The sequence below is a fragment of the Rhodococcus sp. P4_F5 genome (assembly GCF_056401315.1).
In genome coordinates, this window is sequence record NZ_JBFUJP010000009.1 from 88,889 (window position 1) to 108,368 (window position 19,480).

Below are 19,480 nucleotides of genomic sequence, written 5' to 3' on the forward strand. Positions count from 1 at the left end.
GCGGGCCTTCAGCGGTCCGGAGCGGTTTCCTCCCGGGGCCGGCCCATCAGCTCCAGCCCCGCCATCGTCTGCTCGGCTCCCGCCGCGTCGGTCTTGTCCACCGCCATGCCCATGTGGATGATGACCCAGTCACCCGGCCCGCACGAGTTCTCCGGCAGCATCCCCACGTTGACCTTGCGCTCCTCCCCGGCGACTTCGACCAGCGCCAGCTGGTTCCCGTAGCCGTCGAGCATCCGCACCACCCGTCCCGGGATTCCCAGGCACATCGGTCAGCCCTCCTCGCCCCGTGCCACCGCACCGTCCGGCACGACCGTCAACCCCGCCAGTACGTCGAGCACCGCCGTCGCCGCGCCGTCCACCGCGGACTCGACCTCCGGGGAGAGCCCGATGCCCTCCTCGACCGTCCGGACCTCGCAGCCGACGACGATCGTGCGGGGCGCCGTGCCGCCGAGCGCGTCCAGACCGGCGAACACCGAGCCCGGGTCCATGCCGTGGGCGTCGAGTCCGCCGCCCTGTCCGAACGAGTCCACGTCGGCCTCGAACACCCGGATCGTGCCCGGCGAACCGCGATCCGGCAGGGCGTCGACCAGGACCAGCGTTTCCCAGCCGTCCAGCAGGTCGTAGGCGAGGTGCATTCCCCGGATCCCGTAGTCGACCAGGCGGGCGCCCGCCGGCCCGGCCGACGGTCCGCCGTCGCGGTCCGCGGCGGCCAACCGCCGCAGCACTTCCGGGCCGAAACCGTCGTCGCCGAGGAAGATGTTGCCGATGCCGGCGACCAGCACCCGGTTCAACCCGGCCATCACGGCTCCGGGGTCGTCCGGTGGCGGCTCACATCTGCCGCATCCGCAGGTACCGCCTGACGTCGGGGATCGAACGGACGCCGACGACGACGCCCACGACGATCAGGACCGCGACCAACACGGTGGCGATCTGCCCTACTGTCTCCATGGCTGACCCTCCTCTCTGCCCGGCGCTGGCTCTCCCAGCGGTTCCAGCTCGTCCGGCGCGAAGTAGAGATAACGCCCGTACCAGTCGTGCAGCTCGGCGGCCGGGTCGTCGTCGACGGTCACCCCGACGTGCGTGTTGCCGTCCACGTCGGAGTGCACGGACGCGACGGTGGCCGTACGGCCGGCGAAGAAGAGGTCCTGGGCGTCGGCCCGCCGGGACGGGTGCAGGCGGACGGCGCTGCCCTTCGCCACCCGGACCCCGTTCACCAGCACCGCATCAACGTCCGGCCGCACGCTGGTGTCGGCCTCGGGGTCCCACCACGGAACACCCTCGGGCAGTTCGGGAATCAGGCCCGGATCGGCGCGTGGGTCCCGCAGGATGCCGTGCAGCTGCCCCAACGCCTCCGGTGTCATGGCGTCGCAGCGGTCGACGATCCGCGCAGCGAGCGGATCGGTGGCCCGGGCCTGCGCCTTCTCCTCGTCGGTCATCGTCATCACCCGCAGGGTCAGGATCTCGTCGATCTCGGTGGAGTCGAACAGCGCGCCGTCGCTCTCCTGCGCCACCTCCGGGTAGTCGTACAGGATGATCGGCGAGATCAGCACGGTGTCGCGCGTCCCGGGTTCCCCGGCCAGTACCGGGAAGCACCGCCGGTGGGTGCAGCGCGCGGCCGCGGCCGCCGCCCCGGCCGGCGGTTCGAGGAGCGAGACGAAGGAGCCGCCGGCGACGGTGGCGACCACATGCGCGCCGATCAGCGAGCGGGCGATCGCGTCCTCCTTGTCTGCCGTCCCCGAGCTGGTGGTCTCCGGGCAGGTGTTGCGCACCTCGACGCCGAGCCGGGCGAAGCCGTCGTCCTCGGTGCGGCTCAGCGTCACCTCCGCCGCCAGCGGCTGCCGGGTGCGCACGATCCGTCCCGGCCCGGCCAGCTCCTCGACGTCGACGCCCCCGTCGACCGCAACCGGGATGGTGCGCGGCGCCACGAGTTCCGGCACCCGGACCGGGGCGAACGCGACCTCCCGTTCCACCGCCTCGTCCCAGCTGAGCCAGCGCCTCGCGCCCGCGACGAGTTCGTCGACCGTCCGCCAGCCGCCGCCCTCGACGGCCTCCTGCACGTGGCGCGTCTGCAGCTGCAGGAAGCGCAGCACGAGAGTGACCCCCTCGTCCTCGCCGCCTTCCGTCAGCAACTGGGCCGAGAGCACCGGCTCCTCCCCGACGCCGGCCGCGGCCGCGCCGGGCGGCCCCAGCACGCCGAACTGCCAGCGGGACTGGTTCTTCCGCGAGCTCCCGCGGTAGGGGTAGAGCAGGTAACCCTCGTACAGGACCGCGTCGGCGACGGCACGGACCCTGGGGCTGATGTCGGCGGCGGTCACGGGATCTCCTCCCGCGCCTGCGCGAGCAGCCCGGCGACCGCGTCGTCGAGCCCGGTCAGGCCTCGGGCCGACTTGTAGGCGGCCAACGCCTCGACGGTGTCCCGGCCGAGCCGCACCCAGCCGGTGTTCGGGAAGTGCGCGCGGATCAGGTCCCGCCACACGGTCACCGGCAGGTCGTAGTGGTCCTCGCGGTCCCACGGGATCTGCTGCACGCCGAACCCGTTGGTGCCCCGGAGGAACATGGTGCCGCTGAACAGGAAGGTGAGCGGCACCGTCCCCTCGCGCAGGGCGTGCAGGTACTTCGAGGCCGCCACCTCGAAGTCGTAGGTGCACGGCAGCGGCAGGTCCACCTCACTGGTTCCCGTGAAGCCGGGCACCACGGCGGAGCACTGCAGCCACAGGAACGACCGCAGGGTCGAGTCCCACCGTTCCCGCGGACCGAAGAGGTCGAGCAGGCCCGCGGCCTCGTCGTCGGTGTACGCCCGGCGGTGCGGCTCGATCCGGACCTGGCTGCGCAGGGCCATCGCGTGGACGGGCTCGTCGCCGGTCGCCGTGACGCCGACGCGGGCCGTCAGGATCGGGGCCACCGCGTACGGCTCGACGGCGACGTCGCGGACGGCGAAGGAGACCTCGCTCATGGCGCGCCGCCGCAGCGTGCCGCGACGTCCGCGAAGAAGTCGTCGACGAACCGGCGGGCCTCCTGGCCGCCGTCGAAACCCCGCCACAGCAGGCGCAGTTGGCCGACCAGTTCGTAGCAGGCGTCGATCGGGACCAGGAAGCACGTCGCGTCGCCGGATCCGTGCTCCGGCATCCGGACCAGCAGCGCCTCGACGTCGTCGGCCAGCACGCCCAGCACCGGGTTGTCCGCGCACACCGCGCCCCAGGCCTCCAGGGGAAGCTCCGACTCGGTGGCCCCGGCCGGGCCCGGGTAGAAGGCGAGCATCCGGCCGAGCGCCGAGTTCCGGAAGAGGAAGGCCAGTCCCACCGGGATCTCGAGTTCCTCCCACCGGCCCCGCCCCAGCGCGAGTCCCGGGAGCGCGAGGTAGCGGTCCGGGACGGCGCGGTACCGCAGTTCGGCGCCGGGGTCGGTGAAGAGCAGGTAGCAGCCGCGGCAGACGCACATCAGGGACCGGGCCGTCGTGTCCACCACGTGCTGGTGCCGGTCGAGGATGGGTTCGGCACACATCTCGCAGCGCTCCCCGGCGGGACGCGGGTCGGGCCGGGTCGCCGTGATGCGCGCCAGCACGGCGTACGGGTCGCTCACCTATCCCACCCCCGCGGCCTCAGCGGGCACGGCCACGGACCGGACGCCGTCGCGCACCAGCAGCGGGAGCGGGTCCAGGTGCACCGTGTCGTCGTCGAGCCCGACCCCCGCGTGGACCGCGTCGAAGTGCGCGTGGCAGGTCGGGCAGCGCAGCACCGCGTCGCCTGCGGGGTAGCCGGCCCGGCGAGCCAGCACCGCCCCGGCGAGGGTGTGGGTGCAGGAGGGGCAGCGGTCCCGGTAGGCCAGCAGGTCGTCGGCGACCCGGCAGACCAGGATCGGCAGGCCGGCCACCACGAAGCCGCCCACCTCCCCGTCGCGGAGCTGCTCGACTTCGGGTACCGCGCACCAGGTTCCGCCGGGGGCGCCGCCCCGGTGCACACGGGAGAACAGCGAGTCCGCGGGAATCAGCCCGGCCTCCGGCTCCGGGGTCGCGACGACCACCTCGATGGTCGCGATCTCGGGCGCGGCCGCGCGGACCGCGGTCTCGACGGCCAGCTCGAGCGTCACCGCCGAGGACGGACAGCTCTTGCAGCTGCCCGTCAACTGCAGCCGCACCACCCCGTCCGCGCCGGCGGAACCCGGCGGAAAGCTCACGCCGAGCAGTTCCACGTCCCCGCCGTGCGAACCCAGGTAGGGCCTCACGCCGTCGAGCGCGACGCGCACCCGGGTCTCGGCGTCGTGCGGGTGCAGCCCGTGGACCAGCAGCAAGCTCGCCACCAGGTCGTCGCCGGCGAGCCGCGCCGCCGCACCGTCGTCGAGTTCGCCGACGATCCGCAGGATCCGCTCCAGCCCGGCCCCGTACAGGTCCGCCACCTCACGCACCAGCTGCTCGGCGCGGTCGCGGGCGGCCGCGCCGCCGACCGAGCTAGCCTCGAGCAGCGTCTCGATGCGGTCGCCCGCGCTGCGCCAGTACGCGTCGTCGTCCGCCGGGTGGCCGTTCACCTGACCGGTCACTCTCCGGTCATGGACTGCGTCGGCGAGTGCAGCTTCTCCAGCGTCTTGCCGTTGCCGAGGTACATGTGCACGCCGCAGGGCAGGCAGGGGTCGAAGCTGCGGACGGTCCGCATGATGTCGATCCCCTTGAAGTGCTCGCGGTCGTTCTCCTCGAAGATCGGCTGGCCCTGCACGGCGTCCTCGTACGGCCCGGGGGTGCCGAGGCTGTCACGGGGGCTGGCGTTCCACGGCGTCGGCGGGTACGGGTGGTAGTTCGCGATCTTGCCGTCCCGGATCACCATGTGGTGCGAGAGCACCCCGCGCACCGCCTCGGTGAACCCGCAGCCGATGCCCTCCTCGGGGACGTCGAACTTCTCCCATGTCTTGGTGCGTCCGGCGCGGATCTCCTCGAGCGCCTTCTCCGCGAAGTGCAACGCGCTGGCCGCCGCGTACGCCTGGAAGTAGGTGCGGGCCCGGTTGCGTTCGATGGTGTTGCTGCCGAACTCCGGGATGTGCCACTCGAGGGTGACCGGGCCCTTGAGCGCGGTCTTCGGCAGCTCGATCTGCACGCTGCGGCCGGTGGACTTGACGTACCCGACGTCGACGAGGCCGGCGAGCGCCGTCGACCACATCCGCGCCAGCGCGCCGCCGCCGGTGTCGAGCGCGAGGTGGTCGGTGCCGTCGAACCACCGCGGCGACATCACCCAGCTGTACTTGTCCTCGAGGTCCCGCTTCTGCGGCTGCGGGTTGGTGTGCTGGTTCCAGGGGTGCCGACGGTCGACGGGGTTGCCCAGCGGGTCCCGGGCCACGAACGTCTCCTGGTCGGTCCAGTCGTCGTAGTACGAGGAGCCGAGCAGAATCCTGATCCCGAGGTTGATCTCCACCAGGTCGGTGGTGACCAGCTTGCCGTCGACGATGACGCCGGGCGTGACGAACATCTTCCGTCCCCACTCGGTCATGTCCTTGTACTCGAAGTTGCAGAACTCGGGGTCCTGGAACGTGCCCCAGCAGCCGAGCATGGTGCGGCGCAGGCCCACCTTCTCGTAGCCCGGCAGCGCCTCGTAGAAGAAGTCGAAGAGGTCGTCGTGCATCGGCACGACCTTCTTCATGAACTCGACGTACCGCATCAGCCGGGTCAGGTAGTCGGTCATCAGCTGGACCGTCGCGACCGTCCCCACCCCGCCGGGGTAGAGCGTCGACGGGTGCACGTGCCGGCCCTCCATCAGGCAGAACATCTCCCGCGTGGACCGGCTGACCTGCAGCGCCTCCCGGTAGAACTCGCCGGTGAACGGGTTCAGCGTGCGCATGATGTCGGCGATCGTCCGGTACCCGTGCTCGCCCGACCGCGGGGCGGCGGTGTTCTCCGCCTTCGCCAGCACCCCCGGGTTGGTCTCGGCGACCATCTTCTCGCAGTAGTCCACCGCGACCAGGTTCTCCTGGAAGATGTTGTGGTCGAACATGTACTCGGCGGCCTCGCCGAGGTTGACGATCCACTCCCCGAGGTGCGGGGGCTTGACCCCGTAGGCCATGTTCTGCGTGTAGCACGAGCAGGTCGCGTGGTTGTCGCCGCAGATCCCGCAGATCCGGCTGGTGATGAAGTGCGCGTCCCGCGGGTCCTTGCCCTTCATGAACAGCGAGTACCCGCGGAAGATGGACGAGGTGCTGTGGCACTCGACCACCTCGCGGTTCTCGAAGTCGATCTTGGTGTAGATGCCGAGGCTGCCGACGATGCGGGTGATCGGATCCCAGGCCATCTCCACGAGGCCGCCGGGGTCCGTCTGCTTGTGCGACGGCTCGGGGATGATCTGTGTCATCGGTCTACCTCTCGAGAGGTCGGTCTACCAGGTACGTACGGCTCCCGTTTCGAGCGTCGAGCCCGGGGTGCGCCACCGCGGCTCGTGTTCGAGCGTGCGACCGGTGACGTTGCGCAGGCGCCGGATGACCGACCCGTACATCCCGGAGGCCGTGCTCGAGATCAGGCCGCCGGGCGGCTCGTCCATGAACGGCATGAACTTGTCCGGGAATCCGGGCATGGTGCAGCCGATGCAGATGCCGCCGACGTTCGGGCATCCGCCGAGCCCGTTCATCCAGCCGCGCTTGGGCACGTTGCACTTGACCACCGGACCCCAGCAGCCCAGTTTCACAAGGCATTTCGGAGATCCGTACTCGGTCGCGAACTCGCCCTGCTCGTAGTAGCCGCCGCGGTCGCAGCCCTCGTGCACGGTGGCGCCGAACAGCCACTGGGGACGCAACGCCTCGTCGAGCGGGATCATCGGGGCCTGGTCGGTGGCCATGTACAGCAGGTACGTCAGCGTCTCCGACAGGTTGTCCGGCTGGATCGGGCAGCCCGGCACGCACACGATCGGGATCCCCGCCTTGGACTTCCAGTCCCAGCCGAGGTAGTCGGGCACACCCATGGCGCCGGTCGGGTTGCCCGCCATCGCGTGGATTCCGCCGTAGGTCGCGCAGGTCCCGGCGGCGACGATCGCGGTCGCCTTCGGGGCCAGGCGGTCGAGCCACTCGCTGGTCGTCACGGGCTGACCGGTCGCAGGGTCGTTGCCGAATCCGCACCAGTACCCCTCGTCGTGCAGCTTCTCGTTGGGGATCGACCCCTCCACCACCAGCACGAACGGCTCGAGTTCGCCGCGGTCGGCCTTCCAGAACCACTCCAGGAAGTCGTCGGCGCCGCCGGCGGGTCCGCACTCGAAGTCGATCAGCGGCCAGTGCATGGCCACCTTGGGCAGGCCCGGCAGTGCGCCGAGCGCGATCTCCTCCACGCTGGGCTGGGTGGCGGCGGTCAGTGCCACCGAGTCACCGTCACAACTGAGTCCCGCGTTGATCCACAGCACGTGGATCAGTGTTTCTTCGGCTTTGACTGCCGCCTCTGTAGGCATCAGTGCCGCTCTCCGGGGCAGGGCAGCGCCCCTACGTCACCGGAGTCGACCCTCGGCCCACTTGTGTGACGCTCCTCACGGTTTACACCCGCGGAAAGGGCACTGTCAACGGCGACGAGGCCCTCCGCAGCACCGCTACTGCTCGTTTATCCATGTGTACCAATCGATTACGCCGTCGCCGCGAGTTGCCGACGTGGACAGGATCCGGACGTCCGGATTGACCGAACGCGCGTACCGGGCGCACTCGTCGAGGTCGAAGTCGACGTACGGCAGCAGGTCGGTCTTGTTGACGATCACCAGGCCGGCCGCGGCGAACATGTGCGGGTACTTGAGCGGCTTGTCGGAGCCCTCGGTCACCGAGATCACCACCACCTTGCTGCGCTCGCCGAGGTCGAACAGGGCCGGGCACACCAGGTTGCCGACGTTCTCGACGAACAGCAGCGACCCGGCCGGCGGATCCAGCGTCTCCAGCGCCCGCCGCACCATCTCGGCGTCGAGGTGGCAGCCCGCGCCGGTGTTGACCTGCACCACCGAGCAGCCGGCGGCCTTGATCCGTTCGGCGTCGAGCAAGGTCTCCTGGTCGCCCTCGATCACGGCGATGGGCCGCTGCCCGCCCAGTTCCCGGATGGTCCGTTCGAGCAGGGTCGTCTTGCCCGCCCCGGGCGAGCTGGTCATGTTGAACGCGAGGATGTCGCGCTCGGCCAGCCACGCGCGGTTGGCCGCCGCCAGCAGGTCGTTCTTGGCCAGCACCTTCTGTTCGAGCGTGATCGTCTCGGCGGGTGGTGAGTGTGGGTGGTCGTGCTCATGTGGGTGTGGGTGCTCGTGCGGGTGTGGATGCTCGTGTGTGTGGCCGGGTGCGCCGGGCACCGTGACCAGCGCCCCCGTGTGGTCGTCGCATCCGCATGTAGCGCACATGGCTCAGCTCACTTCCATCGACATGATCCGCAGCTCCCGCCCGGCCAGGATCTCCACCTCCGCACTCCCACAGGGGCACAGCAGGATGAGGTCACGCAGTTCGAACTCCGACCCGCACGAGTGGCAGCGCGCCAGTCCCGGCGGCTGGTCGATGTCGAGCCGGGCGTTCTCCATCACGGTGCCCTCGGTGACCAGTTCGAAACAGAACTGCATCGAGTCGGGGACCACGGCGCACAGGGCGCCGACCTGAACGCTCACCCGTCGCACCCGGCGGCCGGCCGCACGCTCGCACACGGCATCGACGATGCTCTGGGTGATCGACATCTCGTGCATCACGTTGCCGCTTTGCGCTCGGAGAACCCCAACCCTAGGACCGCCGCCGGGTCCGCACAACACCCCGGCGCCGCCCGGCACTGACAGGCCCTGCCGAATTCGCTGCGCGGCAGACGATCTGGAAGGCGCTGTCCGCGGGTACGCTGACACTGCGGCAGGGTCGGGGCAGATCCCACGCCGGAGGTCACGCCATGCGCAAAACTGAGGTTCATCGTTCCGTCGCCGGGACCGTCGCGTCCGTGGCCGTCCTGGCCCTGCCGATCGGCTCGGCGGCCACTGCGACGGCGAACCCGCCGCCGGTCCCGGCGACGACCACCGTGTTTCAGGTCCCGGTCACGTTCGTCTCGGCATGCAGCACTGTCGGGTTCCTGTGCTGGGTGCCGTACCGGCTGGCAATCGTGACGCCGTCGGCGACCACCGAGGCACCCGGCGTGGTGACCTTCACCGCCGATCCTCCGACGACCAAAGGGATGCTCGACTGCATCGACGTGTCGGTGAACTGGCGCAACGTCACCACCGGTGCCGCCGGCACCACCGTGCTGCGCGCCGTGACTCCTGTCGACTTCAGCCGGACCATCGCACCGGAAGACTTGTGCCGCTACGCCCCCACGACGGCGGCAACCGGCAGCGGCACCATCGCGGCAACCGCCGACGTCAACGCGTCCGCCCGCATCGTCCCGGCCTGGAGCGGTGTCTGGCCTCAGGTGCCGGTCGGCCCGGGGTTCGGAGTCTTCCAGGTCCCCTAGTCGCGGACCGGCCGCAGGCGACCGCGCAGCAGACTGCGACTGCCGCAGCGGGGCCGCCGTCGCAGACGACGGCGGATCCGGGGGGGCTGCTGACCGGCGATTCGACTGCCGACAGGAGGTCAGGCGATCTGGAAGTGGTCGTCGCCGAGTTCGACCTCGACCCGAGGGGAGCCGCCGACGGCCTCGACGTACATACGCAGGGTGTCGATCTGGATACGCTCGAGGTCGCCGCCCTCGATATTGGAAACGCGGCTGTGCCCGACGCCGAGACTGTCCGCGACCCGGCCCTGCGTCATTGCCGCACTTTCGCGGAGCCCTTTGAGCCGGCAGGCCCGGACCTCCTCAGCGGCAGCGAAGCGCATGAACAGTGATGCAGGCGAATTGATCTCGCTGATGAGCGGCACCCACGGGCTCCCCTTCGGGACGCCCGCTCGAGCACCACGTTCACCCGCTGGGTCGGTGCGACGTTGTACGACGGCGGCAACTCCTCCCCAACCGTTTCGGTCGCCGCGAAGGCCGAGTGCAGGTCCCGACGACTGCTGGTACTCGCATACCGTCCACACATTCCGGATCTACCGTCGCTGTGGGTAACGGGACGACGACAGCCGCGGCCCGTGGACAGTCCGTTTACAGCAGTATCAGAGTTCGAACCACGGAACCGCTCGAAGTGGCATGGTCGAGTTTGCATCGACGGGCGAAACAGTCAAATGGAACGCGCCATCAGACTCGTGGAGGCGAACGAGATACCGTCCCGGCGTGACTGACAGCCTCACCGAGTAGTCCGTGGTCGGGCCTGTGTCCGCGAACTGGGCGGCCATCGTCAGCCCGGTGTAGTCGGTGAGCCACAAGCCTTCTGGCCCAACTTGAACGACGTTGGAAGCCTCACGTTGGACCTGTTGGGAGGGTAGGTTCGCGCCAAACGTCAAGCGCTCCAGCGCGTAGTCGGGGCCGGGGAATGCGACAAACAGTGTCCCTTGGTTCATCTGCTCGACAAAACGGGCAAGCAGCTTGTCAAGGGTCCAATCGGCGTCGACAAACCCGGCATAGGTGTCGGGGGCGACGAGGCAGACGAAGCCATCGTCGTCGACATGCAAGGCCAGTTCCCTGTCGGTCATGTCACGCATCGTAGGCGCGGGGACGACGGGCGCGAGTCCGTGGCGTCGTCGTCGGCAGCAGCGGCGTCCACCGTTGCATCCAGTCGAACAATGCCCAGTCCGCTGGTGCTCGCATATCGTCCGCACACCGTCGGACTCCCGTCGTCGTGGGTCCAACGCGGACGTTGGCCGCGTCCGCCGACACCGGCTCCGGGACACGCCCATCGCCCTTGCCGGTGGAGAACGAAGAGAGCGACGCCATCCCCGCAGTTCACAGGACAAATAGTGCTGCTGTCGGCGCACTCGTCCTCTGCCAGGACCAATGGCGTCCGGTTACACGTCGTGCAGGATCGCACACGGAACTCAACCGGACGAAGAGGACACCTGCATGCGACTGATCATCCGCGCCGCACTCATCGCGGCAGCGTCGATTCCACTGGCCGTCGCCACCCCGGCACTGGCCTCTGCCGCCACGGCCGACCAGGTCACCTTCGCCTACGAGGTCAGCGGATCGGCGGTGACGAACACGATCACCAACAACTCCGGCACCGCCCTGATGTGTGCGACCTCGCTCGCGCCGGCCCCGGGCGCCGTGCTGCCGCCGGTCGAGGACGTCCTCCGCGCCGGCCAGACCCTGTACGCCAACGGCGAGGTCCAGCCGGGCACGGCGACCCAGACCGTCACGGACATCCCCGACGGCTCCTACGTCGTCCTGGCCTCCTGCAGCCCCGTCGCCGACCCGATGACCATGTGGGTCTCGGACTACCCCGGCATCGCGGACTACCTGGCGGGCATCCCGGCCATCACTGCGTTCACCGTGCAACAGGAGTCCGCCGTCGTCGCCATCCCCCAGGCCGATCCGGTCCGCCCGGGCCTCGGCGAGCTCTTCGGCAGCTGAGGCACGGCCAGCTCACCGCATCCACGCCGAAGGTCCGCACCCAATTCTGGGGCGGGCCTTCGGCGTTACTTCTTCGCCGTCGACTCGGCCACTGATTCATACCGAGGCCGGCGCACAACACGACCGGTGCCGCCCGGGCCCCCGGACAGCCATGGATGACCTGCCGTCGACCCGGTGTCGGCTGAACGGACGACACGGTGAATGTCCAGGTGCTCACGGGCGACCTCACCGCCGTGCCCTGATCGTCAGCGGGCGGCGACCAGCGCGGGCTCGGCGGGTCTCGCGTCGTTGGGTCCGACCAGGCTCGACTCCTGACCGGTCAGAGCATCCGGCGGACCCGGTCGAGCGCACGGGCCCGGCGCACCGACACCCSCGTCCACAGCGCCTGCTGGATCGCCAGCGTCGCCCAGCCGGCCAACGCCATGCCGGACAGGTTCAGCAGCAGCTGCAGGCTGCTGCCCCAGATCTCGTGACCGGCCCCGAATGCCAGGGCCAGACCCACGTTTCCCGCCGCGGGCACCGTCGTCACGGAGATGAACACCCCGGCCAGCCCAACCGACTTCGAGGAGGTCAGCGACAGCACCCCGGCGGCGGCCGCGATCACCGCCACGATGAACGACCACTTGTCGGGGGTGTAGATGAACGCGGTGTCGGGCCGCGGACCGGTGACGTCGTCGATCGTCACCCAGCCCAGCCCCCTGCCGACCAGCGCGAGGATCGCCGTGACCGCGATCGCGACCACGAACCCGACGACGAGGGTGCGGACCGCGAGCGCGAGCAGCACCCACCGTCGCCGCACCAGCGCGACCCCGAGCGCGGCGATCGCCCCGAACTCCGGCCCCAGCACCATCGCCCCGATCACCAGGATCTGCGAGTCGGTGATGATCGCGATCCCGGCGAGCAGGGTCGCCAGGGACATGAAGCTCAGGTAGGTCCAGTTGAGTTCGGTCTCCTCGTAGGAGCGCTGCGCGACCTCCGCCCACACCACGGCGTCCGCGCTGCTGCCCGGGGTGCGCAGTTCGGCGTCGAATCCGCTGCGGGAGAGCCACGCGTTGACCGGTTCGATCTCGATGCTGCCGCGGTGGTGCAGCCCGGTGGCCCGCAGCTGGTCGATCACGTCGTTGGCCGCCTCCCGGGCGATGTCGGCGTACACGACGTCGCCCGCCGGACGCAGGGCGGCGCCGCGCAGCACCGCAAGGCCGCTGACACCCGGTTCCTCGTCCAGAATCCGGAGGGCGTCGTCGGTCAGGTCGCTCGGCGCCAGAATCCGTAGATGCAGCATGCGGGTCAGTCTGCCGGGGCGGAGCAGTGATTCGCGGGATGCGCGGGGCACAAATTCGGTTTCCGGAGCGCCGACGAAGTCGATAGCATCGCGCGCCATGGCTACCCCACATCCCCACGTGTACTTCGGTGACCGCGCCTATCGACGCGGCGTGGAAACGCGGCCTCACTGATGGGCGGGTACCAGACACCCGATGCGAACGCGTCGCGCGGACCGTCGGCGTCGAATCCCGACTCGGGGCCAGGCCTGGGTCACGAAGTCGACGGTCCCCTCGAAGCCGTCCCGGTGCTCGGTGGTGCGGTTGACCTTCGTCAAGACGACGCCGGCAACGGCCGAGGGGTGCTGCCACGCCTCGGCGAACTGCTGGACTGCCCACACGCCGTCTGCGAAGCCGGCGGCGCCAAGGGGTTCGGGGTGGGCCGGGGAGATCACCCATCCGGCCGAGAGGATCCCGAGTTCAGTGGTCGAGCCGGCCGGCGGCGGGCAGTCGATGAGGACTACGTCGTAGTGGAGCACCTCACGGAAGAGAATCGACGACCAGCCACTGCACAATGCCTCCCACGTTCCACAACGCGTCTGGATTGTCGAGAGCCGCCACATACACGGCCGCAGCTTGTTCGCCGGCGACCTCACCACTTTCCCCCGACGGTGGGCTGGGCTCGAGGAACTCGGAGGGGTGCGGTCCCGGCCATGCAGGTACGTCGGCCGGGGAGATGTTGGTGTCGATGAAGCCCGGTCGGCGTACGACCACCTTGTCGGGAATGGGTATGGATTCCGCCGCCACGGTGATGTCTGTTCCCGCAGCGGCAACTTCGTTACCTCCGCTACCGCAGCCCACCACTGCGAGAGCAAGACCTGTGACTGCCAAACCCGCTACCGCACGACGTACCTGCACCGTTTGCTCCCCTCCGGTCACCTCAACCCCTGTACGAGTCCACCATCGCACGTATGGGTCGCCTGCTGACCACATACGAGAAGGTCTCAGCGGCACAGGACTGGCCTGACACGAGCAGGTGCCGAATACTCGACGCCGTGGAACATGCCGCGAGCGAGCCCGACCACCACACCGAACCCGAACTCCACGAACTGCTCGAGGAGCTCAAACGGCGTGAGCCCATCTTCCACCGCCCGGAGCTGGGCACCACGCGGGAGGACTTCAACCGACTCACCGACCCGGAATTCTGGGAGACCGGCGCCTCCGGCCGCCGCTACAGCCGCGAACACGCCTGGTCGGTCCTCGAGCAGCGATACGCGTCAGAGCCCTCGGGCCAGCTCGACGGCGACTGGCAGACCAGCGAGTTCCAGCTACGCGAAATCGCCTCGGCCACTTATCTGCTGACCTACACACTCCTGCAGGACACCAGACTCACCCGCAGGGTGACCGTATGGCAGCGCGGCGCAGGCGACTGGAAGATCCTCTACCACCAAGGAACCCTCGTCACCGACCTCGAACCGTAGGGTTCGGCTGGGCGGTCGGCCACCGCGCGCTGCGGACCTTCCGGGTCCCCTAGTCCCGGACCAGCCGCAGGCGACCGCGCATCAGGCTGCGGCCGCCGCTGCGGGCCGCCGGGGCACGCTGCGCCGCGGCGGCGATCGACACCAGTTCCGCCGTGTCGGTGATCTTCTCGCGGACCCGGTCGCGGTCGGCGCCGCGGGCGCGCTCCGCCCGGTCGATGGCCTGCCAGCCCGCCCGGTCCACGACCGCGGGTTGACGCCACCGCACCAGCGCGTCGAATTCCGCTGTGCCGGTCCGCGGGTCGGCGAGCAGTCCGTCGTTGTAGTCGTCCACCAGCGCGTTCACCGTCTCCTGCGCGCAGGACTTGTTGGTGCCGATGAAGCCCGTCGGACCGCGCTTGACCCATCCGGTGACGTAGGCGCCCGGCAGCCGCGCACCGGCGGGCGCGTCGAGCACCCGGCCCTCGCGGTTCGGGATGACGGCCGTCGCGTCGTCGAACGGCACCCCGGCCAGCGGCACGCCCCGGTAGCCGATCGAGGTGAGCACCAGTCCGGCGTCGAGCACCTCGACCTCGCCGGTCGGTTCGACCCGCACCCCGTCACCCTCGCCGGCGGCGAAGGCGTTGCGCACCAACTCCACTCCCGTCACCCGGTCGTCGCCGACGATGCGGGTGGGGCTCGACAGGTACCGCAGGGTGACCCTCCGTCCGGTTCCCCCGGACCGGGCGCGCAGGGAGCCGAGCAGGGCCAGCTTGTGTTCCACCGCGTGCGAGAGGGTGCCGTCGGCGACGGCGCGCTCGGTGGCCGGGTCCAGCACGTCGTCTCCGGCGCGGACCGCCACGTCGATGCCCGGTGTCTCCAGCAGGCCCGCGAACTCCGGCACCGTGAACGCGGACTGCGCGATGCCGCGACGTCCGACGATCACCACCTCCTCGATCTTGCTGGTGCGCAGGGCCTCGAGCGCGTGGCTCGCGATGTCGGTGCCCGCCAGCAGTTCCGGGTCCATCGTCAGGATCCGGGCCACGTCGAGCGCGACGTTGCCGTTGCCGACGACGACCGCCCGCCGGTGCGAGAAGTCGTAGGTGTCACCCGCGTGGTCGGGGTGGCCGTTGTACCAGGCCACGAAGTCCGTCGCCGAGGCGCTGCCGGCGAGCGACTCCCCCTCGACGCCGAGCTTGCGGTCCGACGACGCCCCCACCGCGTAGACCACGGCGTGGTGGCTCGCCAGCAGCTCGTCGTGCGAGAGGTCGCGGCCGACCTCGACGTTGAGGTAGTACTCGAAACCCGGCTGGGCGGCGATCTTGTCGTACAGCTCGGTGACCTGCTTGGTCTTCTGGTGGTCCGGCGCCACGCCGGCGCGCACCAGCCCGTGCGGCACCGGCAGCCGGTCGAAGACGTCGACCCGCACGCCCGGCTGGGTGAGCAGCTCGTCGGCGGCGTACATCGCCGACGGGCCCGACCCGACGACCGCCACCCGCAGCGGCGCGCGGCCGCCGCGGACCGTCGGCGCGGGGACCACCGGCGCCAGGACGGGCCGGTCCCGCTGGGTCCGGTAGAAGTCCGCGTTGATCTCCAGGAACACCCGTTGCGACGGCGCCAGTTTCGCCTCCGGGACGATCGCGTCGACCGGGCAGGCCGACACGCACGCCCCGCAGTCGACGCAGGCCGCCGGGTCGATGTGCAGCATCTCCGCCGTCAGGAAGTCGGGCTCGTCCGGCGTCGGGTGGATGCAGTTGACCGGGCACGCGTACACGCACGAGGCGTCACTGCAACAGGACTGGGTCACCACATGGGGCATGGAGGGCTTCCGATCTGGGGAGCTGGGTAGTCAGTTTCCGACGCGTCAGGCGGCGACGCGGTCCGTGCCGCGAGACGGCTCGCTGCGGTAGCGCGAGGCCTTGCCGTCGATCTTCAGCGCCTTCCACACCAGCCTCGACGCGGGGTTCATCAGTCCGCTGTCGTGGGCCAGCATCCGCACGTCGGCGAAGTAGTTGCGCAGGGACTGACGCGACTCGGGCCTGCGCCAGAACAGGTCCCGCTTGACCTGCTCGGGGATGTCGAACTCCGACCAGAACTGCTTCGGCGGGACGACGATGGCGTCGCACAGGATCCGCATGATCAGCGGCATGGCGAGCGAGGCGGCGAAGCGGCCGGGACGCGACATCATCGGGACGCGGCGACGCAGGAACTCGTGCGCGAACGAGATGTGCCGGGCCTCCTCGGCGACGTGGATCGCCATGACGCCCTTCATGATCGGGTGGATCACGCCGTCCTCGCGGAGCACGGACTTCTGCAGGTGGTCGATCGGCTCCTCGCCGGCGAGCACGCCCATGAAGAAGATCACCGGGAGGGTATTGCCGGCCAGCGGCAGGAACTGCGCGACGAACCGCAGCGGTCGGCTCATCCCCGGGGTGTCCATGCCGATCCGGTTGACCATCTCCTGGAACATCATCGTGTGGTTGCACTCTTCGATGACCTCGTGCGTGCAGTACCGGGCCTCGGGAGAGCCGTTTGGGGTCGAGAAGACGTACTGCATCATGCCGCGGATCAGGATGTTCTCGAACTGCAGGCCGACCTTGGCGACGTTGGCCTGACGCCACATCCCGATCTCGATCTGCTTCTCCAGCGACTGCGCCTGGTACCAGGGGTGGCCGCCGAGCGGGTCGGTCTCCTTCTGGAGCACCCAGCGCGGGTCGTTCGGCACGACGGCGAAGTCCGGCGCGTCCCAGTCGATGTCCTCGAAGGGGTCGAAGTGCTTGTGCACCGAGCCCTCCGACAGCCGCACGAGCATCTCGTTGTAGGCCGCGTCCGAGTCCACCAGCGGCCGTGCCGAACCGGTGCGCTCCGCCGAGATTGTCATCCGAGTCTCCTCCGTCGTTCCGGTCGCCCCGACCGTCGGCCCAGGCATCGAGTCAGTTCAGAGGACATCGCTCCGGGGGAACTCGACCTCACGGCAGTTACTGTAACCGCAAGTATCAGAGAACTCTAGTACCAGTTTCCGCGCACACCGGTCGGGCCCGGACGACGCACACGACCGGGGCTGATCGCCTGATCGGCCGCGTTTTCCACCTACGCTGTCTCCCACAGGTGACGGACAGGAGGCCGAGGTGGCAGACAAGGCGGTGGCCGTTCCGACGGTGGGCGAGGTGATGGCCGAGCTGGCCGAGCTCGAGGACCCGAAGGCTCGCGCGGTGAACGAGAAGCACGGCGACGATCACGGTCTGAATCTCGGCAAGCTGCGCGCGATCGCGAAACGGCTGAAGACGCAGCCGGAACTCGCGCGCGAGCTCTGGGCGACGGGCGACACCGCGGCGAGGCTGCTGGCGATCCTGATCTGCCGCCCGAAGGCGTTCGAGCGTGACGAGTTGGACGCGATGCTGCGCGAGGCCCGCACCCCCAAGGTGCACGACTGGCTCGTGAACTACGTGGTGAAGAAGAGCCCGCACTCCGAGCAGCTGCGCGTGGCCTGGTCCGCCGACCCGGATCCGGTGGTCGCGAGCGCCGGCTGGGCGCTGACCACCGAACGCGTGGCGAAGAAGCCCGAGGGCCTCGACCTCGCGGGACTGCTCGACGTCGTCGAGGCGCAGATGAGTGATGCCCCGGATCGCCTCCAGTGGGCGATGAACCACTGCCTGGCCCAGATCGGGATCGAGCACGCCGAGCATCGCGCCCGCGCACTCGACATCGGTGAGCGCCTGGGGGTGCTGAAGGACTACCCGACTCCCCCGAACTGCACGTCCCCGTTCGCGCCCGTCTGGATCACCGAGATGGTGCGCCGTCAGGAGGAAGTGAGTCCATGACACGCGCGCGGTGCTCGCCGCGCCAAAGYCAGAATGCGATTCCCCGGGAGGTCGAACCCCCTCAGCTGGCGGGGTCGTACCCGAACGCGCGCACCTCCTGCGCGCACCGACAGGCAACCGCGATCTTCGCAGCCCATTCCAGTGCCGCCTCGCGGGAGGGCAACTCCAGTACCGTGTAGCCGCCTTCGAGCTGCTTCGTCTGCGGGTAGGTGCCCTCGGTCACCGTGCCATCCCCATCGACCAGGACAGGCGGGACGCTCTCGTCGATTCCACCGCCGAACACCCAGACGCCGGCCTCCTTCGCCTCCTCCACCACCGCGTGCGCCGAATCCGAAACTGCCTGCAGACCCTCGTCGGGAATGTCCATGGCGCCACTCGGGAACGAGATCAGGTACTTCGTCATCGCGTCGACTCCTTCTTCTCGATTCAGGGATCGGCCCCATCCTCGCCGACGCGGGCGCGCTGCGCACAAGACTCGCTCCACCCCCAGCTGTTCCGGCGACGAGACGGCACTCGGGCCCGACTTCGCCTACCGATCTCGGGTGCGCTCGGCGGACCACGCCGCGATCTGGGTCCGGGACGTGAAGCCGAGCTTGGTCAGCACGTTCTCGACGTGACCCTGAGCGGTGCGCGGAGAGATGACCAACTGTTCGGCGATCGCCTTGTTGGTCAGTCCCTGCGCCACCAGGTCGACGACCTGTCGCTCGCGTCGGGTCAGGTTCGTCGCGACCTCCGCCGGCTCGGGTTCAACCGCTACGTCCTCCTCTCGGAGTGCGAACGCGACTGCTCCCTCGAATGTCAACTCCCGGCCGCGGCGAAGTGCCGCCTCGTACCCCCGTTCGCCGATCGCACCGACGATCTGGCGCCGGCACTCGTCGCGGTGAACGAGCAGGCTGGGAAATCGGACCGTCGGTCCGTCCACGATCTGCCACATCGCCATGGCCGAACCCCTCAAGGTCGCCGCTCGTCCGAACTCCCGCGCCGCGGCCGCAATCCATGCCAGCACGTCCAGGAACCAGGCAGCGCTCAGCGGGTCGTCCACCGACCGCGTCAACCGCAGTCCTTCCTCGAACAGCGAGACCGCTCGCGCGGGGTCGCCCCGCTGCAACTCCGCCATACCCGTGGCCCACAACGAGTAGGTCCGGAAGACGGCTTCGCCGCAGGGTTCTGTGATCGCGAGCACCTGCGTGTGCCACGCGGCAGCCCGTTCCGCGTCGCCGAGCAGTACCGTGGCCAACCCGAGACCGACCAGGTCCTCGACGATCTGCAGTCGCATGCCCTTCGAGCGGAAGACCCGGAGACTCGCCTCCAGGCATTCGACCCCTCGACCGAAGTCACCGGCTGCGACTGACAGAAGGCCCTCGACGTGAGTGATCAGGGCGTCCGACACCGCATCGTGGCCCTCCCGGTTCAGTTCACGCCCCTCCTTCACGCGGGCCATCCCGGCCTGGACATCGCCCTGCATCGAGGCGAGGGCGCTGCAGGCATACAGTGCCTCGGCGCGTTCCGCCGTCGTAGCCGCGCTCGGGCAGGCCAGTGCACGTTCCAGCC

Annotated in this window: 25 protein-coding genes; 4 read left to right on the plus strand and 21 right to left on the minus strand. The window is 69.6% G+C overall.

Annotated elements, in window-relative coordinates:
* Positions 1 to 8: 8 nt before the first annotated feature.
* The 11 genes from AC1DU4_RS06845 to hypA form a co-directional block, all read right to left on the minus strand.
* A complete protein-coding gene (locus AC1DU4_RS06845; RefSeq protein WP_477838300.1) occupies positions 9 to 266 on the minus strand; it encodes a HypC/HybG/HupF family hydrogenase formation chaperone in 258 nt (85 codons plus the stop codon).
* Positions 267 to 269: 3 nt separating this feature from the next.
* A complete protein-coding gene (locus tag AC1DU4_RS06850) occupies positions 270 to 800 on the minus strand; it encodes a hydrogenase maturation protease (RefSeq protein WP_477838302.1) in 531 nt (176 codons plus the stop codon).
* Positions 801 to 828: 28 nt separating this feature from the next.
* The gene (locus AC1DU4_RS06855) at positions 829 to 948 is read right to left on the minus strand and encodes a DUF6893 family small protein (protein WP_092776013.1); all 120 of its coding nucleotides are present in this window, start codon (positions 946 to 948) and stop codon (positions 829 to 831) included.
* Positions 936 to 2,315, minus strand: coding sequence for a hypothetical protein (locus AC1DU4_RS06860; protein ID WP_477838304.1), 1,380 nt, complete (start codon positions 2,313 to 2,315; stop codon positions 936 to 938). Before AC1DU4_RS06860 ends, AC1DU4_RS06855 begins: the two co-directional genes overlap by 13 nt.
* Complete coding sequence (locus AC1DU4_RS06865; protein ID WP_477838306.1) at positions 2,312 to 2,953, minus strand: DUF6084 family protein; 642 nt, start codon at positions 2,951 to 2,953, stop codon at positions 2,312 to 2,314. Before AC1DU4_RS06865 ends, AC1DU4_RS06860 begins: the two co-directional genes overlap by 4 nt.
* Positions 2,950 to 3,579, minus strand: a complete 630-nt coding sequence (locus AC1DU4_RS06870; protein ID WP_477838308.1) for a DUF5947 family protein — start codon at positions 3,577 to 3,579, stop codon at positions 2,950 to 2,952. The genes AC1DU4_RS06865 and AC1DU4_RS06870 overlap by 4 nt, the downstream gene beginning before the upstream one ends.
* A complete protein-coding gene (locus AC1DU4_RS06875) occupies positions 3,580 to 4,467 on the minus strand; it encodes a NifU family protein (RefSeq protein ID WP_477838349.1) in 888 nt (295 codons plus the stop codon). It lies immediately after the preceding gene.
* Positions 4,468 to 4,529: 62 nt separating this feature from the next.
* Positions 4,530 to 6,326 carry a nickel-dependent hydrogenase large subunit gene (locus AC1DU4_RS06880; RefSeq protein WP_477838310.1) on the minus strand — a complete coding sequence of 599 codons (1,797 nt, stop codon included), beginning with the start codon at positions 6,324 to 6,326 and terminating at the stop codon, positions 4,530 to 4,532.
* A 24-nt stretch (positions 6,327 to 6,350) separates the two neighbouring features.
* Positions 6,351 to 7,406, minus strand: a complete 1,056-nt coding sequence (locus AC1DU4_RS06885; protein ID WP_477838312.1) for an NADH-quinone oxidoreductase subunit B family protein — start codon at positions 7,404 to 7,406, stop codon at positions 6,351 to 6,353.
* 135 nt (positions 7,407 to 7,541) lie between these two features.
* Positions 7,542 to 8,321, minus strand: a complete 780-nt coding sequence (gene hypB, locus AC1DU4_RS06890) for a hydrogenase nickel incorporation protein HypB (protein ID WP_477838314.1) — start codon at positions 8,319 to 8,321, stop codon at positions 7,542 to 7,544.
* Positions 8,322 to 8,324: 3 nt separating this feature from the next.
* On the minus strand, positions 8,325 to 8,654 hold the full coding sequence (gene hypA, locus AC1DU4_RS06895; RefSeq protein WP_477838316.1) for a hydrogenase maturation nickel metallochaperone HypA: 330 nt from the start codon (positions 8,652 to 8,654) through the stop codon (positions 8,325 to 8,327).
* 191 nt (positions 8,655 to 8,845) lie between these two features.
* Here hypA and AC1DU4_RS06900 point away from each other — a divergent pair, with 191 nt between their 5' ends.
* On the plus strand, positions 8,846 to 9,400 hold the full coding sequence (locus AC1DU4_RS06900; protein ID WP_477838318.1) for a hypothetical protein: 555 nt from the start codon (positions 8,846 to 8,848) through the stop codon (positions 9,398 to 9,400).
* A gap of 119 nt (positions 9,401 to 9,519) precedes the next feature.
* Here the strand turns inward: AC1DU4_RS06900 and AC1DU4_RS06905 are convergent, their stop codons facing one another.
* The 3 genes from AC1DU4_RS06905 to AC1DU4_RS06915 are packed head-to-tail and all read right to left on the minus strand — an operon-like array spanning position 9,520 to position 10,515.
* Positions 9,520 to 9,804 (minus strand): helix-turn-helix domain-containing protein, encoded by a 285-nt coding sequence (locus tag AC1DU4_RS06905; protein ID WP_477838320.1) that lies wholly within the window; start codon positions 9,802 to 9,804, stop codon positions 9,520 to 9,522.
* Positions 9,693 to 10,088: an SOS response-associated peptidase family protein gene (locus AC1DU4_RS06910; RefSeq protein WP_477838322.1), complete on the minus strand. Its 396-nt coding sequence runs from the start codon at positions 10,086 to 10,088 to the stop codon at positions 9,693 to 9,695. Before AC1DU4_RS06910 ends, AC1DU4_RS06905 begins: the two co-directional genes overlap by 112 nt.
* The gene (locus tag AC1DU4_RS06915; protein ID WP_477838324.1) at positions 10,039 to 10,515 is read right to left on the minus strand and encodes a hypothetical protein; all 477 of its coding nucleotides are present in this window, start codon (positions 10,513 to 10,515) and stop codon (positions 10,039 to 10,041) included. Before AC1DU4_RS06915 ends, AC1DU4_RS06910 begins: the two co-directional genes overlap by 50 nt.
* 367 nt (positions 10,516 to 10,882) lie before the next feature.
* Between AC1DU4_RS06915 and AC1DU4_RS06920 the strand changes: the two genes are divergently transcribed.
* Positions 10,883 to 11,392 carry a hypothetical protein gene (locus tag AC1DU4_RS06920; RefSeq protein WP_477838326.1) on the plus strand — a complete coding sequence of 170 codons (510 nt, stop codon included), beginning with the start codon at positions 10,883 to 10,885 and terminating at the stop codon, positions 11,390 to 11,392.
* Between the two features lie 319 nt (positions 11,393 to 11,711).
* On the opposite strand, the gene AC1DU4_RS06925 is transcribed toward AC1DU4_RS06920, so the two are convergent.
* From AC1DU4_RS06925 to AC1DU4_RS06935, 3 genes are all read right to left on the minus strand, one after another.
* A complete protein-coding gene (locus AC1DU4_RS06925) occupies positions 11,712 to 12,674 on the minus strand; it encodes a DUF389 domain-containing protein (protein WP_477838328.1) in 963 nt (320 codons plus the stop codon).
* Between the two features lie 165 nt (positions 12,675 to 12,839).
* Entirely contained in the window at positions 12,840 to 13,190 is a 351-nt protein-coding gene (locus AC1DU4_RS06930; protein ID WP_477838330.1) for a ParA family protein, read from the minus strand.
* 1 nt (position 13,191) lies between these two features.
* Entirely contained in the window at positions 13,192 to 13,590 is a 399-nt protein-coding gene (locus tag AC1DU4_RS06935) for a hypothetical protein (RefSeq protein WP_477838332.1), read from the minus strand.
* 116 nt (positions 13,591 to 13,706) lie between these two features.
* Between AC1DU4_RS06935 and AC1DU4_RS06940 the strand changes: the two genes are divergently transcribed.
* Positions 13,707 to 14,132, plus strand: a complete 426-nt coding sequence (locus AC1DU4_RS06940; RefSeq protein ID WP_477838333.1) for a nuclear transport factor 2 family protein — start codon at positions 13,707 to 13,709, stop codon at positions 14,130 to 14,132.
* Positions 14,133 to 14,181: 49 nt separating this feature from the next.
* On the opposite strand, the gene AC1DU4_RS06945 is transcribed toward AC1DU4_RS06940, so the two are convergent.
* On the minus strand, positions 14,182 to 15,927 hold the full coding sequence (locus AC1DU4_RS06945) for an FAD-dependent oxidoreductase (RefSeq protein ID WP_477838335.1): 1,746 nt from the start codon (positions 15,925 to 15,927) through the stop codon (positions 14,182 to 14,184).
* A 45-nt stretch (positions 15,928 to 15,972) separates the two neighbouring features.
* On the minus strand, positions 15,973 to 16,989 hold the full coding sequence (locus AC1DU4_RS06950; RefSeq protein ID WP_477838337.1) for an AurF N-oxygenase family protein: 1,017 nt from the start codon (positions 16,987 to 16,989) through the stop codon (positions 15,973 to 15,975).
* Positions 16,990 to 17,278: 289 nt separating this feature from the next.
* Between AC1DU4_RS06950 and AC1DU4_RS06955 the strand changes: the two genes are divergently transcribed.
* On the plus strand, positions 17,279 to 17,929 hold the full coding sequence (locus AC1DU4_RS06955; protein ID WP_477838351.1) for a DNA alkylation repair protein: 651 nt from the start codon (positions 17,279 to 17,281) through the stop codon (positions 17,927 to 17,929).
* A 61-nt stretch (positions 17,930 to 17,990) separates the two neighbouring features.
* Here AC1DU4_RS06955 and AC1DU4_RS06960 read toward each other — a convergent pair whose 3' ends face one another.
* Complete coding sequence (locus tag AC1DU4_RS06960; protein WP_477838338.1) at positions 17,991 to 18,332, minus strand: YciI family protein; 342 nt, start codon at positions 18,330 to 18,332, stop codon at positions 17,991 to 17,993.
* Between the two features lie 126 nt (positions 18,333 to 18,458).
* Positions 18,459 to 19,480: helix-turn-helix transcriptional regulator (locus tag AC1DU4_RS06965; RefSeq protein WP_477838340.1), on the minus strand; the 1,022-nt coding region annotated here is incomplete at its 5' end.

What these genes read in the sequence shown, in the direction of transcription:
- AC1DU4_RS06955 (WP_477838351.1), top strand. Translation starts at nt 17,279, where the DNA reads ATGGCCGAGCTGGCCGAGCTCGAGGACCCGAAGGCTCGCGCGGTGAAC.
- AC1DU4_RS06880 (WP_477838310.1), bottom strand. Translation starts at nt 6,326, where the DNA reads ATGACACAGATCATCCCCGAGCCGTCGCACAAGCAGACGGACCCCGGC.
- AC1DU4_RS06885 (WP_477838312.1), bottom strand. Translation starts at nt 7,406, where the DNA reads ATGCCTACAGAGGCGGCAGTCAAAGCCGAAGAAACACTGATCCACGTG.
- hypA (WP_477838316.1), bottom strand. Translation starts at nt 8,654, where the DNA reads ATGCACGAGATGTCGATCACCCAGAGCATCGTCGATGCCGTGTGCGAG.
- AC1DU4_RS06910 (WP_477838322.1), bottom strand. Translation starts at nt 10,088, where the DNA reads ATGCAAACTCGACCATGCCACTTCGAGCGGTTCCGTGGTTCGAACTCT.
- hypB (WP_477838314.1), bottom strand. Translation starts at nt 8,321, where the DNA reads ATGTGCGCTACATGCGGATGCGACGACCACACGGGGGCGCTGGTCACG.
- AC1DU4_RS06855 (WP_092776013.1), bottom strand. Translation starts at nt 948, where the DNA reads ATGGAGACAGTAGGGCAGATCGCCACCGTGTTGGTCGCGGTCCTGATC.
- AC1DU4_RS06950 (WP_477838337.1), bottom strand. Translation starts at nt 16,989, where the DNA reads ATGACAATCTCGGCGGAGCGCACCGGTTCGGCACGGCCGCTGGTGGAC.
- AC1DU4_RS06945 (WP_477838335.1), bottom strand. Translation starts at nt 15,927, where the DNA reads ATGCCCCATGTGGTGACCCAGTCCTGTTGCAGTGACGCCTCGTGCGTG.
- AC1DU4_RS06920 (WP_477838326.1), top strand. Translation starts at nt 10,883, where the DNA reads ATGCGACTGATCATCCGCGCCGCACTCATCGCGGCAGCGTCGATTCCA.
- AC1DU4_RS06900 (WP_477838318.1), top strand. Translation starts at nt 8,846, where the DNA reads ATGCGCAAAACTGAGGTTCATCGTTCCGTCGCCGGGACCGTCGCGTCC.
- AC1DU4_RS06960 (WP_477838338.1), bottom strand. Translation starts at nt 18,332, where the DNA reads ATGACGAAGTACCTGATCTCGTTCCCGAGTGGCGCCATGGACATTCCC.
- AC1DU4_RS06850 (WP_477838302.1), bottom strand. Translation starts at nt 800, where the DNA reads ATGGCCGGGTTGAACCGGGTGCTGGTCGCCGGCATCGGCAACATCTTC.
- AC1DU4_RS06865 (WP_477838306.1), bottom strand. Translation starts at nt 2,953, where the DNA reads ATGAGCGAGGTCTCCTTCGCCGTCCGCGACGTCGCCGTCGAGCCGTAC.
- AC1DU4_RS06845 (WP_477838300.1), bottom strand. Translation starts at nt 266, where the DNA reads ATGTGCCTGGGAATCCCGGGACGGGTGGTGCGGATGCTCGACGGCTAC.
- AC1DU4_RS06915 (WP_477838324.1), bottom strand. Translation starts at nt 10,515, where the DNA reads ATGACCGACAGGGAACTGGCCTTGCATGTCGACGACGATGGCTTCGTC.